The organism is Acidovorax sp. sif1233, assembly GCF_019218755.1.
Lineage (GTDB): Bacteria > Pseudomonadota > Gammaproteobacteria > Burkholderiales > Burkholderiaceae_C > Acidovorax.
The window spans coordinates 145793-161194 of the sequence record NZ_JAHUWZ010000007.1 but is presented as its reverse complement, the minus strand read 5'-3'; the positions used below and the strand labels follow the sequence as shown (position 1 = coordinate 161194).

General features: G+C 68.0%; 11 protein-coding genes. 6 read left to right on the top strand and 5 right to left on the bottom strand.

The window, feature by feature from the left end; translation table 11 throughout:
• Positions 1-34: 34 nt before the first annotated feature.
• Positions 35-682 (bottom strand): OmpA family protein, encoded by a 648-nt coding sequence (locus KW843_RS21220; protein WP_218297132.1) that lies wholly within the window; start codon positions 680-682, stop codon positions 35-37.
• A gap of 204 nt (positions 683-886) precedes the next feature.
• A complete protein-coding gene (locus KW843_RS21215; RefSeq protein WP_218297131.1) occupies positions 887-1045 on the bottom strand; it encodes a hypothetical protein in 159 nt (52 codons plus the stop codon).
• Between the two features lie 295 nt (positions 1046-1340).
• Between KW843_RS21215 and KW843_RS21210 the strand changes: the two genes are divergently transcribed.
• Positions 1341-2471 (top strand): murein transglycosylase A, encoded by a 1131-nt coding sequence (locus tag KW843_RS21210; RefSeq protein WP_218297130.1) that lies wholly within the window; start codon positions 1341-1343, stop codon positions 2469-2471.
• A 117-nt stretch (positions 2472-2588) separates the two neighbouring features.
• On the opposite strand, the gene KW843_RS21205 is transcribed toward KW843_RS21210, so the two are convergent.
• The 3 genes from KW843_RS21205 to KW843_RS21195 form a co-directional block, all read right to left on the bottom strand.
• Entirely contained in the window at positions 2589-3032 is a 444-nt protein-coding gene (locus KW843_RS21205) for a hypothetical protein (RefSeq protein ID WP_255594852.1), read from the bottom strand.
• 123 nt (positions 3033-3155) lie between these two features.
• Positions 3156-4895, bottom strand: coding sequence for an MFS transporter (locus tag KW843_RS21200; RefSeq protein WP_218297129.1), 1740 nt, complete (start codon positions 4893-4895; stop codon positions 3156-3158).
• A gap of 153 nt (positions 4896-5048) precedes the next feature.
• Positions 5049-5534 (bottom strand): Lrp/AsnC family transcriptional regulator, encoded by a 486-nt coding sequence (locus KW843_RS21195; protein WP_218297128.1) that lies wholly within the window; start codon positions 5532-5534, stop codon positions 5049-5051.
• Positions 5535-5724: 190 nt separating this feature from the next.
• On the opposite strand from KW843_RS21195, the gene KW843_RS21190 reads away from it, so the two are divergent.
• The 5 genes from KW843_RS21190 to KW843_RS21170 all read left to right on the top strand — a co-directional run bounded on the left by KW843_RS21190 (position 5725) and on the right by KW843_RS21170 (position 15349).
• Complete coding sequence (locus KW843_RS21190; RefSeq protein ID WP_218297127.1) at positions 5725-9303, top strand: indolepyruvate ferredoxin oxidoreductase family protein; 3579 nt, start codon at positions 5725-5727, stop codon at positions 9301-9303.
• Positions 9304-9603: 300 nt separating this feature from the next.
• Positions 9604-9939 (top strand): preprotein translocase subunit YajC, encoded by a 336-nt coding sequence (gene yajC, locus KW843_RS21185; protein ID WP_218297126.1) that lies wholly within the window; start codon positions 9604-9606, stop codon positions 9937-9939.
• A gap of 156 nt (positions 9940-10095) precedes the next feature.
• Positions 10096-11979, top strand: coding sequence for a protein translocase subunit SecD (gene secD, locus KW843_RS21180; RefSeq protein ID WP_218297125.1), 1884 nt, complete (start codon positions 10096-10098; stop codon positions 11977-11979).
• Between the two features lie 26 nt (positions 11980-12005).
• Positions 12006-12956: a protein translocase subunit SecF gene (secF, locus tag KW843_RS21175; RefSeq protein WP_218297124.1), complete on the top strand. Its 951-nt coding sequence runs from the start codon at positions 12006-12008 to the stop codon at positions 12954-12956.
• Positions 12957-12973: 17 nt separating this feature from the next.
• Positions 12974-15349, top strand: coding sequence for a DUF1631 domain-containing protein (locus KW843_RS21170; RefSeq protein ID WP_218297123.1), 2376 nt, complete (start codon positions 12974-12976; stop codon positions 15347-15349).
• Positions 15350-15402: the final 53 nt, after the last annotated feature.

The following is a 15402-nucleotide window of genomic DNA, read 5'->3' as shown; positions in this document are numbered from 1 at the left end:
CCGCGCCCGCGCGCCGGGGTGCGGCGGCTAGCCGCTAGCCGCGCGGGCGCTCACCCACGAAGATTTCCACCCGCCGGTTGCGGGCGCGGCCGTCGGCCGAGTCGTTGGTGGCGATCGGGTAGCGCTCGCCCATGCCATCGATGGCGATGCGGCGCCCGTCCACGCCCCGTGCCGTGAGGTAGCTGCGCGTGCTGGCGGCGCGGTCCACCGAGAGCGGGTTGTTGATGGCGTCGCTGCCGGTGTTGTCCGTGTGGCCCACGATGCGCACATCGGTGTTGGGGTTGTTGCGCAGGCCGGCAGCGAACTGGTCGAGCACCGGGGCAAAGTTGGGCTGGATGTCCGAGCGGCCCACGGCGAACGAGATGTCGCTCGGGATGTTGAGCATGAGCTGGTTGTCGGCTGTCTGTGTCACGGCGATGCCGGTGCCCTGGGTCGCACGCTCCATCTCGCGCTTTTGCCGCTCCATGTTCTGCGACCAGATGTAGGTGCCCAGCGCCCCCACGCCCGCGCCCACGACCGCCCCCGTGCCGGCGCTGCCGCCGGTGGCGGAGCCGATGACGGCGCCGGCCAGCGCGCCCACGCCGGCCCCTGTGGCGGTACGGCGCTGGGTGTCGTCCATGCTGGCGCAGCCTGTGGCCAGGACGATGACGGCGGTGGCGCCGAGAAGAATGTGTTTGCGCATGGTGGTGCTCCTTGAAAGATTCGTTGGAGCTGGGCGCTTCGGGAGTTCCGTTCGCGTGCCGTGTGGCCTGTCCTTGGCCCCGGCCTCGGGTGCGCCCAGCTCAACGCCATCGTGGCCGCGGGCGGACACGGGCGCCATCGGCACAGCGGCACCCTGGCTGTAGGACGGCACCGCCTGGCGCCCGCGCCCCGCGCGCATGCCAAGTCACTGCGCCGGGGGCGGTGGAGGGGCGGGGGGCGGCGGCGGGGAATCCTTCGGGGGCTGCTGCAGCTCACCACCCTTGCGGCCTGAGAACATGGTCCACCAGACGATGGCGACCAGCAGCACCAGCGCGAGCAGCGCTTCAAGCAAAATCAGCCCCATGAAATTGACACTCCCAAGAACGTATTTACGGTCACCCCGTGGCCGCACAGAGGCCTTTGCGGGATGGGATACAAGGCGCGGTGTGCGGCCCATGGCCCCGCTATTGGCAAGCGCCGCAACGCAGCAGACCGACCGCAAAGCCCTCGGCCCTTCGGGCTGGAGTGAAAACGGGCGATGGGACGCCCCGGCTGCTTGCACAAGCGCGAGCCCCTGCGGCGCATCCGAGCCATCCACTCATCCCGAAGGCACTCCAACACGGCCACGGCATGATCGCAAACACCTTCTAGGCCTTGTATTGACGGCACTGATTGTAGGAACGCTGGCCGCCTGCTCGAGCCCACCGCCCGCAAGCCCCTCCCGCCCCCCGGCCATCCCGGCGCCCCTGCCGCCCGGCGCGGTGGTTCTGCCGGGCGACACCGGCCCGCTGCCCCCGCCGATGTCCCAGCCCAAGAGCCGCTGGGTGCCCGTGCGCTGGGCCGAGCTGCCCGGCTTCACCGAAGACGCGCTGCACGAGGCCTGGAACGCCTGGATCAAGAGCTGCGAGCGGCCCGCGCCGCCCTTCACCGCGCTGTGCAGCGACGTGCGCCAGCTGAGCATCGCCACAGGTGAGGAGCAACGCGCCTGGCTCATCGCGCGGCTGCAGCCCTACCGCGTGGAGGCGACCGACGGCAACCCCGACGGCCTGCTAACGGCCTACTACGAGCCGATGATGGAGGGCTCCCGCCAGCCCGGCAACGGTTTCAACGTGCCGGTCTACCGCGTGCCCGCCGGGCTCGGGACGCGCAAGCCCTGGTACACGCGCCAGCAGATCGAGACACTGCCCGAGGCCCAGGCCGCGCTGGCCGGCCGGGCCATCGCCTGGCTGCGCGACCCGGTCGAATCGATGGTGCTGCACATCCAGGGCTCGGGCCGCCTGCGCATCGCCGAGGCGGACGGCACGGTGTCGCTGGTGCGCGTGGCCTACGCGGGCACCAACGACCAGCCCTACCAGAGCATCGGCCGCTGGCTGCTGGACCAGGGCTACACCCGCGACGCCACCTGGCCCGGCATCCGCGCCTGGCTGGCCGCCAACCCCCAGCGCACGAATGAGCTGATGTGGACCAACCCGCGCTACGTGTTCTTCCGCGAGGAGCCGCTGAGCCCGCTGGACGCGGGCTTTGGCCCGCGCGGCGCGCAGGGCGTGCCGCTCACCCCCGGCCGCTCCATCGCCGTGGACCGCCAGAGCATTCCCTACGGCACGCCCGTGTGGCTCGCGTCCAGCGGGCCGCAGGTGCAGCTCAACCGCATGGTGATGGCCCAGGACACCGGCAGCGCCATCCTGGGCGCGGTGCGCGCGGACTTCTTCACGGGCTGGGGACCGGAGGCGGGCGACATCGCCGGGCGCCTGAAGCAGAACCTGCGGCTGTGGGCGCTGTGGCCCCGGTGATTTTTTTAGGTCATTTTGGCTTCCATCCCTTATTGGACAAGCGCTGAAAGCTATTGAATCAGGAGCATTTTCTTCAAGTGTCCCTGTGCCCCAACGCCCCGCGACGGGCAGCCCCGTTCACGGGCACGGCACCCGCGCCGCATCGGTTTCCACCCGCTGGGCCGCAGCGGCCGCCGCGAACGCCATGGCCGGCGGCACGGTCACGGTGTGCAGTTGATCGCCTTCGATGCGGTACTCGTACTCGCGCGTCGAGCCCACCATCTCCGTCCTGAAGGTGCTGCCCGCCATGGTGGCCGCATACACCCGGGGGCGGACGACCTGATACCGGTACGTGGTGGTGGCCGTCCCGCTGGTGGTCTTGCAGGTGGATTCGAACTGGTCCGCCTTGAATTGCAGGGTGCAGCGGCCGGAGGTGTCTTCGGCCTTTTCGCCATCCGGGGCGGTCAGCACGATCCTGGCGGCGCGCCAGCAGCCGAGCAGGGAGGGGTCGGGGGCCGCCGCGCAGGCCCAGGAGGCCGCGAGCGCAAGGGAGAGGAAGCTGGAACGCGTGAAGCACTTCATAGGGAGGTCAACGTGCAAGGTCAGGGGCTGGGGCGGGCCTTTGCAGGGCATCCCGCGATGGTAGAGGCATCGTCCCTGGCGCCCCGCGCTGCAGGGCTGCCCGCCCCCCGGGGCCCTGGCGCCCTACGGCTCCACCGTCCACCGCGTCACCCGCGGCGGCGCATCGCCCACGTGGAAGGCCAGCTTGCGGTCGCGCAGGGCCACGTCCGAGGCCGTCACCCGGTCGAAGCGCCGCAGGTGCTCGGTCCACGACTCGTCCTCGATGCGCTCCACATACCGCGCGGGCTGGCTGATGTCGTGCAGCAGCTGCCAGCCCAGGGCACCCTGGCGCAGGCGGCTGCGGCGGCTTTCCTGCATGGCGGCGCGGAATTCGGCCGCGCGGGCCGGGTCGATGAAATACTCGATCGTGACCACGAGGTGCCCCGCCCCCGGCGGCACGTCGGCCACGGGCGCCTGGAAGGCGCGCGAGGGGCTCAGGTCCTCCTCCATGCTGCGGTCGGCCACCAGGCGCTGCACCAGCAGCATGGCCACCACGCCGGTGCCTGCGGCGATTCCCAGGCTCGCGTGCACGTCGCTCACCGTGGCCACCTGGCCCCACACGGCGGCACCCAGGGCCGTGGAGCCCATGATGGCCATCTGGTAGATCGACATGCCGCGCGCGCGCACCCAGTTGGGCAGCGCCAGCTGGGCCGACACGCTCAGTGAATTGGCCGTGGTGATCCACGCCATGCCGGCCACGAACATCGCGGGCACGGCCACATACACGTTGGGGGCCACGGCCATCACGCCGGTGGCCGCCGCCTGCAGCAGCGTGCCCCGGATCACCAGCACGTCGCGCGCCATGGCCTGGCGCAGGCGCGGCAGGAACATGGCGGCGGTGATGGCCCCCGCGCCCATGGACGCGAGCAGCAGGGTGAAGGTGCCCGCGCCGCCACCTTCCAGGCCCCGGGCCAGCAGCGGCAGCAGGGCCAGCAGCGCGGTGGCGTGCAGGAAGAAGATGGAAATGCGCCACAGCACGGCCCGCATGCTGGGCGACTGCCGCACGAACTGCAGGCCCACGCGCATGGCGCTGGGCAGCTTCTCGCGGCCGAGCGGGCTGGGCACGTGGGTGCGCTTCCAGCGCATGATGACCAGGCCCGAGATGACGGACAGCACGGCGTTGAGCACGAACACCCAGGCGCTGCCCGCGCTGGCGATGATGGCACCGGCCAGCAGCGGGCCGATGATGCGCGAGGCGTTCATGGCCACGCCGTTGAGCGCCAGCGCCGCGGGCAGCTGCGGGCGGCTGACCAGCTCGGGCACGATGGCCGCGAACACCGGCCAGCGCATGGCCAGGCCGATGCCGTTGGCGAACGTGAGCGCGAGCAGCAGCGGCGCCGTCATGCCGCCCGCCATGATGGCCACGCACAGCACCAGCGCCACGGCGGCCACCCAGAACTGCGTGGCGATGAAGTAGCGCCGCCGGTCCAGGATGTCGGCCAGCGCACCGCTGGGCAGGCCCAGCAGGAACACGGGCAGCGTCGAGGCCGACTGCACCAGGGCCACCAGGATGGGTGAGGTGGTGAGCGTGGTCATGAGCCAGGCGGCCGCCACGTCGTTCATCCACATGCAGGTGTTGGCCGCCACCCAGGTGAGCCAGAGCATGCGGAACACGGGCACCGACAGCGGCGCCAGGGGCGAGAGCGAGGCGGAGTGGTCGAGCCGCGCCGCCACGGATTCTTCCGTGCCCTGGGCGAGGGCCGCGCGGTCCGCGGCCGCTTCACGCGCCGCGAGGTCGGCGGGCGCTTCGGGGACCGGGCTCAGTTCAGGAGGGGGCGGGGGCGCAACGCTGCGCGTGCTTTCGTGGGACGGCAAAGGTGGCATGTCCGCGCATTGTGCGACGGGTTCTGCCGCCGCGCTGCGCCCGGCGGCGCGTCCGACGCCGGTGCAGGGGCATGGCCCGGGCCGGCGGCCCGATGCCTTTTGGGCACCTGGCGCTTTCCCAGCATGCGCCAAAAGCTATTGAAATGATAGCAATCAGGATTTGGCGCGCGCCAGGTGGGTGAGCGGCAGCGCGCTGCTGGCCTTGACCTCGCCCAGCGAAAAGCTGGTGTGCATGTCTTTCACGTTGGGCAGGTTGAGCAGCACGTCGCGCGCGAACTGCGAAAAGCTGTCCAGGTCGCGCGCCACCACCTGCAGCTCGAAGGTGCCCGTGCCGCTGATGTAGTGGCAGGCCACCACCTCGGGGATGCGCGCGATCGCCGCCTCCATCTCGCGCGTGAGGTCGCCGGTGCTGCGGTCGGCATCCAGCCGCACGAACGCCAGCACCCCCAGGCCGATCTTGTGCCGGTCGATCTCGGCGCGGTAGCCCTTGATGAAGCCCTGCTCCTCCAGCGCGCGCACGCGGCGCCAGCAGGGCGCGGCCGAGAGGCCCACGCGCTGGGCCAGTTCGGCGTTGGTCAGGCGGGCATCCGCCTGCAGCTCGTTGAGGATGGCGATGTCGAATTTGTCGAGAGTGTTCACAAATGGGCTGTCTGGAGAAAGATCCTTTCTCAGAATAGCCCAAACACGGCACAGAACGCAAAGACATATCAGCAATGCAGACATACACTTCTCTGCACACTGGAGTCGCTGCCCTAAACGGGCGGAAGGACTGCGCCCCGACCGGGCCCACAAGGCCCGGCCCCACAAAAAAGCCATTGGAGACATAGCCATGAACGCCCCACTGCCCGAGCACATCCGCAAGGCCCTCGAAACCGTCACCCTCGACGACAAATACTCTTTGGACCACGGCCGGGCGTTCATGAGCGGGGTGCAGGCCCTGGTCCGCCTGCCCATGCTGCAGCGCCAGCGCGACGCCGTGGCCGGCCTGAACACCGCCGGCTTCATCAGCGGCTACCGGGGCTCGCCCCTGGGCACGTACGACCAGGCGCTGTGGGCGGCCAAGAAGCATCTGGCGGCCAACAACATCGTCTTCCAGCCCGGCGTGAACGAGGAACTCGGCGCGACGGCCGTCTGGGGCACGCAGCAGCTCGACCTGTATCCCCAATCCAAGAAGTTCGACGGCGTCTTCGGCATCTGGTACGGCAAGGGCCCGGGCGTGGACCGCTGCTCGGACGTGTTCAAGCACGCCAACATGGCCGGCACCGCCAAGCACGGCGGCGTGATCGCGATTGCGGGCGACGACCACATCAGCAAGAGCAGCACGGCCGCGCACCAGAGCGACCACATCTTCAAGGCCTGCGGCACGCCGGTGTTCTTCCCGAGCAGCGTGCAGGAAATCCTGGACATGGGCCTGCACGCCTTCGCCATGAGCCGCTTCTCGGGCGTGTGGTCGGGCATGAAGACCATCCAGGAGGTGGTGGAGTCCTCGAGCAGCATCTCGGTGGACCCGGACCGCGTGAAGATCGTGATGCCCGAGGACTTCGTGATGCCGCCCGGCGGCCTGCACATCCGCTGGCCCGACGCGCCGCTGGAGCAGGAAGCGCGCCTCATGGACTACAAGTGGTACGCGGCCCTGGCCTATGTGCGTGCCAACAAGCTCAACTACAACGTGATCGAAGGCCAAAACGACCGCTTCGGCATCATCGCCAGCGGCAAGGCCTACAACGACACGCGCCAGGCCCTGGTGGACCTGGGCCTGGACGATGACACCTGCCGTCAGCTGGGCATCCGCGTGCACAAGGTCAACGTGGTGTGGCCGCTCGAAGCCACCATCACGCGCGACTTCGCCCAGGGCCTGCAGGAGATCCTGGTGGTCGAGGAAAAGCGCCAGGTCATCGAATACCAGCTCAAGGAAGAGCTCTACAACTGGCGCGCCGACGTGCGCCCCAACGTGCTGGGCAAGTTCGACGAGCCCGAGGGTGATGCCACGGGCGGCGAATGGTCCATGCCCAACCCCAGCCAGAACTGGCTGCTGCGCGCCAAGGCCGACCTGACGCCGGCCATCATCGCCAAGGCGATCGCCAAGCGCCTGAAGAAGCTGGGCGTCTCCAGCGACATCATCGCGCGCATGGATTCGCGCATCGCCATCATCGAGGCGAGCGAGCGCGGCATGGCCGAGCTCAAGGTGGACACGGGCGAGCGCGCCCCCTGGTTCTGCAGCGGCTGCCCGCACAACACCAGCACCCGCGTGCCCGAAGGCTCGCGCGCCGTGGCCGGCATCGGCTGCCACTACATGGCCAACTGGATGCCCGACCGCAACACGTCCACCTTCACGCAGATGGGCGGCGAGGGCGTGACCTGGGTGGGCCAGGCGCCGTTCACCACCGACCAGCACGTGTTCGCCAACCTGGGCGACGGCACCTACTTCCACAGCGGGCTGCTGGCCATCCGCCAGAGCATCGCGGCGGGCACCAGCATCACCTACAAGGTGCTCTACAACGACGCCGTGGCCATGACCGGCGGCCAGCAGGTGGGCGAACGGCCCGAGGGCCATTCGGTGCTGCAGATCATGAACAGCCTGAAGTCCGAGGGCGTGGTCAAGCTCATCATCGTGACCGACGAGCCGCAGAAGTACGACGGCGTGGCGCTGGCCGAGGGCGTGACGGTGCACCACCGCGACGAGCTCGACACGCTGCAGCGCCAGTTCCGCGAGATCAAGGGCTGCACGGTCATCATCTACGACCAGACCTGCGCGACCGAAAAGCGCCGCCGCAGAAAGCGCGGCACCCTGGCCACGCCCGACAAGACCGTCGTCATCAACGAGCTGGTGTGCGAGGGCTGCGGCGACTGCTCCACCAAGTCCAACTGCCTGAGCGTGGAGCCGGTGGAGACGGAATTCGGCCGCAAGCGCCGCATCAACCAGAGTACCTGCAACAAGGACTACTCGTGCGTGAACGGCTTCTGCCCGAGCTTCGTCACAGTGGAAGGCGGCAAGCTCAAGAAGCCCAAGAAGGAAAAGAAGGGCGACCTGGCCAGCCTGCCGGCCATCCCTGAGCCGGTGCTGCCCGTGGCCGAAGCGGCCTGGGGCATCGTGGTCGGCGGCGTGGGCGGCACGGGCGTGATCACCATCGGCTCGCTGCTGGGCATGGCCGCGCACCTGGACGGCAAGGGCGTCATCACCCAGGACGCCGGCGGCCTGGCCCAGAAGGGCGGCGCCACCTGGAGCCACATCCAGATCGCCAACCGGCCCGAGGCCATCTACACCACCAAGGTCGACACCGCCAAGGCCGACCTGGTGATCGGCTGCGACTCCATCGTGGCGGCGCACAAGTACACGCTGGCCGTGATGCAGCCGGGCCGCACCTTCGTGGCGCTGAACACGCATGGCACGCCCACAGCGGCCTTCGTGACCAACCCGGACTGGCAGTTCCCCGGTGCCAACTGCGACAGCGCGATTGCTGCCGCTGTGGGCGCGGGCGGTGTGGGAAGCTTCGACGCCGAGCAGGTGGCCACCCAACTGCTGGGCGACAGCATCTATACCAACCCGCTGATGCTGGGCTACGCGTGGCAAAAGGGCCGCGTGCCTTTGAGCCTCGCATCGCTGATGCGCGCCATGGAGTTGAACGGCGTGCAGGTGGACAACAACAAGGCCGCGTTCGAATGGGGCCGCCGCTGCGCCCATGACCTGGCCTCGGTGCAGGCGCTGTTTGCCGCCGCGCAGGTGATCCAGTTCGTCAAGAAGCCTTCGCTGGCCGAAATGATCGCCAAGCGCGTGGAGTTCCTCACGGGCTACCAGAATGCCGCCTACGCGTCCGAGTACACGGCCTTCGTCGAGAAGGTGCGCGCCGCCGAAAGCAAGCTGGGCACCACCACCCGCCTGTCGGAGGCCGTGGCCCGCTACCTATTCAAGCTGATGGCCTACAAGGACGAGTACGAGGTGGCACGCCTGCACACCGACAAGGCCTTCACGGACAAGATCGCGAACATGTTCGAAGGCGACTACAAGCTGGTGCACCACCTGGCCCCTCCGATGACGGCCAAGAAGAACGACAAGGGCGAACTCGTCAAGCAGCCGTTCGGCCCCTGGATGCGCAGCGCCTTTGGTCTGCTGGCCAAGATGAAGGGGTTGCGTGGCACGGCACTGGATGTGTTCGGCAAGACCGAGGAGCGCCGCATGGAGCGCGCGCTGATCGTGGAATACCGCGCCTGCATCGAGGAGCTGCTGGCCCGCCTGAACGCGGACAACCTGGCCCTGGCCGTGGAGATCGCCCGCATCCCCGAGGAAATCCGGGGCTATGGCCACGTGAAGGAGCGCCACCTGTCGGCCGCACGCCCCAAGTGGGACGGCCTGATGGCGCAGTGGCGCGCCGGCGGCACCACCGCCCAGCCGCAGCGCCAGGCGGCGTGAAGCCGGCTGCCGTGGCAGCCCTGCCGTGAAGAGCCCGCGCACCGCGCGGGCTTTTTACTATCAAGTCAGGAGCATCAAATGATTGACAGGCCGGCGTCAATGGCCATTTTGATCTGATTTTTTCCCGCCATCGCGGCGCACCGCCCGCCCGCGGCAAACACCCGCCAGCGGCTTGGGTCTTCCCCCTTGGGCCGCGCACAGGGGGCCGCATACAATGCCCTGTTCCGCCCTGGAAGGCGCCCTCGCGCCGGCCCCTGGCGGGTTTTGTGAATTTTGACCATCCGTTGTGGAGTCCAGTCCGTGTTTATTTCTTCCGCTTTTGCCCAAACCGCACCCGCCGCCGCCGCTGGTGGTACCGACATCATGTCCTCGCTGACCGGCATGCTGCCCCTGGTGCTCATGTTTGTGGTGCTCTACTTCGTCATGATCCGCCCCCAGATGAAGCGCCAGAAGGAACACCGCGCCATGATCGACGCCATCGCCAAGGGTGATGAAGTGGCCACCTCCGGCGGCATCGTCGGCAAAGTCACGCGCCTGTCCGAAGGTTTCCTGCACATCGAGATCGCCAACGGCGTCGAAGTGCAGCTGCAGCGCAGCGCCGTGGTTCAGGTCCTGCCCAAGGGTTCGGTCAAGTAATCAATGAACATTCCCCTGAGGCGCTGCGCGCCTTCCCCTTGCCCCCGCGCCGCGCGGGAGGGGGACGACGCCCCCGGACTGGCAGAGCCAGATCCACGGCGTCCCTGGCAGGGGTCGGCGCATGGCGCCATGCACAACTGAGATAAGAGCGCGATCATGAACCGTTATCCGGTCTGGAAGTACGCGATCCTGGTGATCGTGCTGCTGGTGGGGGTCCTGTACACCCTGCCCAATTTCTTTGGCGAAGCGCCTGCGGTGCAGGTTTCGTCGGCCAAGGCCACCGTCAAGGTGGACACCGCCGTGCAGCAGCGGGTGGAAGAAGCGCTCAAGGCCGCGGGCGTCACGCCCGACTTCGTGGCGCTGGAGGGCAACTCGGTGCGCGCGCGCTTTGACACGCCCGACACCCAGCTCAAAGCCAAGGACGCGATCCAGAAGGCCCTGGTGCCCGATGCCAGCGATCCGTCGTACATCGTGGCGCTGAACCTCGTGTCCCGCTCGCCCGTCTGGCTCAAATCCCTGCATGCCAACCCCATGTACCTGGGCCTGGACTTGCGCGGTGGCGTGCACTTCATGCTGCAGGTGGACATGCAGGCGGCCCTGACCAAGAAGGCCGAGTCCTATGCGGGCGACATCCGCACCGCGCTGCGCGACAAGAGCATCCGCCACGGCGGCATCAGCCGCGAAGGCCAGAACATCGACATCAAGGTGCGCGACGAGGCCATGCTGACGGCGGCCCGCAACCTGATCGCGGACCAGTTCACCGACCTGCAGGTCGCCAGCACGCCCGAAGGCAGCGAATTCAAGCTGCGCGCCTCCATCAAGCCCGAAGCCACGCGCCGCGTGCAGGAGCAGGCCCTCAAGCAGAACATCGTCACGCTGCACAACCGGATCAATGAGCTGGGCGTGGCCGAGCCCGTGATCCAGCAGCAGGGCCTGGACCGCATCGTGGTGCAGCTGCCCGGCGTGCAGGACACCGCCAAGGCCAAGGACATCCTGGGCCGCACGGCCACGCTGGAAGTGCGCATGGTGGACGAGGGCACCGAGGCCCGCACCGCCGAGACCGGCCGCGGCCCCGTGCCGTTCGGCTCCGAACGCTACCTGGAGCGCAGCGGCCAGCCCGTGATCGTCAAGAAGCAGGTCATCCTGACCGGCGAGAACCTGACCGACGCACAGCCCGGCTTCGACGGCCAGACGCAGGAGCCGACCGTCAACCTCACGCTGGACGCCAAGGGCTCGCGCATCTTCCGCGACATCACGCGCGAGAACGTGGGCAAGCGCATGGCCATCGTGCTGTTTGAAAAGGGCAAGGGCGAGGTGGTGACGGCCCCCGTGATCCGCAGCGAAATCGGCGGCGGCCGGGTGCAGATCTCCGGCCGCATGACCACGGCGGAAGCCAACGACACCGCGCTGCTGCTGCGCGCGGGCTCGCTGGCCGCACCGATGGAAATCATCGAGGAATTCACCATCGGCCCGACGCTGGGCGCAGACAACATCGAACGCGGCATCCACAGCGTGGTCTGGGGCCTGGCGGCCATCGCGGTCTTCATGTGCTTCTACTACACGCTGTTCGGCGTGTTCTCCAGCATCGCGCTGGCCGTGAACGTGCTGCTGCTGGTGGCCATCCTGTCGATGCTCCAGGCCACCCTGACCTTGCCGGGCATTGCCGCCATGGCGCTGGCCATCGGCGTGGCCATCGACTCGAACGTGCTGATCAACGAACGCATCCGCGAGGAACTGCGCTCCGGCATGTCGCCGCAGGCGGCCATCCATGCGGGCTACGAGCGCGCCTGGGCCACCATCCTGGACTCGAACGTGACGACGCTGATCGCGGGCCTGGCGCTGCTGGCCTTCGGCTCCGGCCCGGTGCGCGGCTTTGCCGTGGTGCACTGCATCGGCATCCTGACCAGCATGTTCTCGGCCGTGTTCTTCTCGCGCGGCCTGGTGAACCTGTGGTATGGCCGCCAGAAGAAGCTCAAGAGCGTGTCGATCGGCCAGGTCTGGAAGCCGGACGCCGATGCCGCCGTGGCCAAGACGAACTAAGAAACTCCAAGCAAGGAACAAAGATCATGGAGTTTTTCCGCATTCGAAAAGACATCCCGTTCATGAAGCACGCGTTGATCTTCAACGCGATCTCCTTCATCACGTTCGCGCTGGCCGTGTTCTTCCTGCTCACGCGCGGGCTGCACCTGTCGGTGGAGTTCACGGGCGGCACGGTCATGGAAGTGGCCTACAGCCAGCCGGCCGAGCTGGCCAAGGTCCGCGAGACGGTCTCCGGCCTGGGCTATCCCGACGTGCAGGTGCAGAACTTCGGCACGGCCCGCGACGTGATGATCCGGCTGCCCGTGCAAAAGGGCGTGACGTCGGCGCAGCAAAGCGAACAGGTACTGGGCGCGCTCAAGGCCGCCAACCCCGAGGTCACGCTGCGGCGCACCGAGTTCGTGGGCCCGCAGGTGGGCGAGGAACTGGTGCACGGCGGCTTGATGGCGCTGGCCATGGTCGTGGTGGGCATCGTGATCTACCTGGCCTTCCGCTTCGAGTGGAAGTTCGGCGTGGCGGCCATCATCGCCAACCTGCACGACGTGGTGATCATCCTGGGCTTCTTCGCGTTCTTCCAGTGGGAGTTCTCGCTGTCGGTGCTGGCGGCGGTGCTGGCCGTGCTGGGGTATTCGGTCAACGAATCGGTCGTGATCTTCGACCGGATCCGCGAGGCCTTCCGCAAGTACCGCAAGATGACGACGCACGAGGTGATCGACCACGCCATCACGAGCACGATGAGCCGCACGATCATCACCCACGCATCCACCGAGGCCATGGTGCTGTCGATGTTCTTCTTTGGCGGCCCGAGCCTGCACTACTTTGCCCTGGCGCTCACCATCGGCATCCTGTTCGGCATCTACTCCTCCGTGTTCGTGGCCGCGGCCATCGCCATGTGGCTCGGTGTGAAGCGCGAAGACCTTGTCAAGCCCGTGAAGAAGGATGGGGATCCGAACGATCCCCATGCCGGGGCCACCGTCTGAACCGCTAATATCGGTCCATGCAAGCCACGCCCCCTTCCGTTCCACAGCGCCGCCTGGCCCGCCAGGCGCGCCAGCGGTTCGTAGAGGGGCTGTGCGGCGGACTCCCGGACCTGGACAAGACGGTCCTGGATTTCCTGACAACGCTGATGTCCCAAACGGGCACAGCGCGCGAAATGCAGGCGCACCGCGATGCCTGGATGCAATATCAGCAGCACCATGCTGCCTGGACCGAACGCACCGGCAAGGCCTGGCGCGATGCGCTGGCGCCGCACAGCAGCACCACCCGCGGCGCCCTCGCCACCGGCGGCGCGAGCCCCCAATTCGAGCTGCTGAGCGACGACGTGGTGGAAAATAAGATCCTGGCTTCCCGCATGGCCCTCACGGTCAGCGAACAGGTCAGCCACCAGTTCGACACCTTGCGCCAGCGCACCCAGTCGCTGGAAGGGCAGGAGCTAGACAGCAGCGACATCCTCCGGCCCGACGCCGTGTGCCTGCTGCTGGTCGAGCAGTGGGTCGAGGCCGGCCTGCCCCGCACCGACCTGCAGACCGTGGTGGACCCGTTGCAGCGGGAACTGGCCAACCTGCTCCAGAAGCAGTACCAGGCCGTCAATGTGTTCTATGTGGAGCAGGGCGTCACGCCCCAGGCCGACCTCAAGTCGCGCGTGCGGCGCACTTCGGGCGGCACGGTTGCCGGTGGCGCCAGCAACTCTGGTGCCGGGGGCCTGGCGTCCCAGGCGCTGGCCCAGACGCGGGAAGCCATGGCTGCGGCGCGCGGCGGCGGCATCCCCCAGCCGGGCGGCGGTCACCCCATGCCCCAGCATCACCTGCCCGGCGGCAGGCCGCCGGCGGGCTATCCGCGGCATGGCCTGCCCACGGGGTTTGCCACGGGCATGACCCCGCTGGCGCGGGCCCGCCAGCGGGCGCAGGGCGTGATGGGGCAACTGCGCAGGCTGCTGACGCAACCGGCGACCGGGTTCGACATGGTCAATGCCCCGCCGGCTTCGGCCGCGCTCGCCCATGCCCTCACCGCCCACCGCGTGCACGCCGACACCTACTACAGTGGCGTGGCCACCCTGATGGAAGACTACAGTCCCGCGGCCGTGGTGCAGTTGGCGGGCGCGGTGCGCGAACGCTCGACCGAGCTCAAGAAGAAGGCCTCCACCGCCGGGGAAAAAGCCATCATCGAAGTGGTGGCCCTGATGTTCCAGAGCATCCTGGCCGAGGACCGCATCCCGCCGGCCGTGCGTGTCTGGTTTGCCCGGCTTCAGGTGCCCGTGCTGCGCGTGGCGCTGGCCGAGCCAGAGTTCTTCAGCAACCTCAACCACCCCGCGCGCCAGTTGATCGACCGCATGGGGGCCTGCGTGATGGGCTTTGATGCCACCAGCATCAATGGCAGCGCGCTGGAGGCAGAAATCCGCCGCGTGGTCCAGGTGATCGAGCAGTACCCCGAGACCGGCCGGCGTGTGTTCCAGCTGGTCTACGACGAGTTCGAGAAATTCCTGTCCAAGTTCCTCACCGAAAAGCAGGCCACCTCGCGCCTGGTCACGGTGGCCCAGCAGGTCGAGCAGAAAGAAACCCTCGCGATCCAGTACACCATCGAGCTGCGCACGATGCTGCGCGACATGCCGGTGCGCGACGAGATCCGCGAGTTTCTCTTCAAGACCTGGGCCGAGGTGCTGGCCCTGTCGGCCGTGCGCGACGGCCCGCAGCACGCAGACACCGTATCGCTCAAGCGCACGGCCGCGGACCTGGTCTGGGCGGCCAGCGCCAAGCCCAACCGCAGCGACCGCGCGCAGGTCATCCAGAATCTTCCGGGCCTGCTGCAGCGCCTGCGCCAGGGATTGGCCCTGATGGGGGTGAACGGCCCGGCGCAGGATGCGCAGATCAAGGTCCTCACCGACACGCTGGCCGACGCCTTCCTGTCCAAGACGGCATCCATTCCGCAGGCACACATCGACGCCATGGCCAAGCGCCTGGCCAACCTTGAGGATTTCATCAACGACGCGACGCTGGGCGACATGCCGCTCAACGCCGACAACATCGAGATGATGCTGGGCATCGATGCCTCCTCCATCCATGTGGTCGCCGACAACGGCGCGCCCGTTCAGGACGACATGGTCGCCTGGGCCCAGGAACTGCAGCCTGGCACCTGGTACACGCTGGACCACAACGGGGCATCGGCCCAGGTGCAATATGCTTGGCAAAGCCAGCGCAAGCAGCTGCATTTGTTCGCCGCTGTCGACGGCAGCAGCTACCTGATCCAGTTGCGAAGGCTCGCAGCCTATCTGCAGGCCGGCTTGCTCGTGGCCCAGGAAGAAGAGGGCCTGACCTTGCGCGCCACGCGCGATGCGCTGGCCAAGCTGGACGCCAACCCCGAGCGGCTTCTGGACTGACCAGGCCCGGGCGCACCGAACGAAGCGGCGCGCGCCCGAACCACCACCGTCCA

What these genes read in the sequence shown, in the direction of transcription:
- secD (WP_218297125.1), top strand. Translation starts at nt 10,096, where the DNA reads ATGAACCGTTATCCGGTCTGGAAGTACGCGATCCTGGTGATCGTGCTG.
- KW843_RS21215 (WP_218297131.1), bottom strand. Translation starts at nt 1,045, where the DNA reads ATGGGGCTGATTTTGCTTGAAGCGCTGCTCGCGCTGGTGCTGCTGGTC.
- secF (WP_218297124.1), top strand. Translation starts at nt 12,006, where the DNA reads ATGGAGTTTTTCCGCATTCGAAAAGACATCCCGTTCATGAAGCACGCG.
- KW843_RS21190 (WP_218297127.1), top strand. Translation starts at nt 5,725, where the DNA reads ATGAACGCCCCACTGCCCGAGCACATCCGCAAGGCCCTCGAAACCGTC.
- KW843_RS21205 (WP_255594852.1), bottom strand. Translation starts at nt 3,032, where the DNA reads ATGAAGTGCTTCACGCGTTCCAGCTTCCTCTCCCTTGCGCTCGCGGCC.
- KW843_RS21200 (WP_218297129.1), bottom strand. Translation starts at nt 4,895, where the DNA reads ATGCCACCTTTGCCGTCCCACGAAAGCACGCGCAGCGTTGCGCCCCCG.
- KW843_RS21220 (WP_218297132.1), bottom strand. Translation starts at nt 682, where the DNA reads ATGCGCAAACACATTCTTCTCGGCGCCACCGCCGTCATCGTCCTGGCC.
- KW843_RS21170 (WP_218297123.1), top strand. Translation starts at nt 12,974, where the DNA reads ATGCAAGCCACGCCCCCTTCCGTTCCACAGCGCCGCCTGGCCCGCCAG.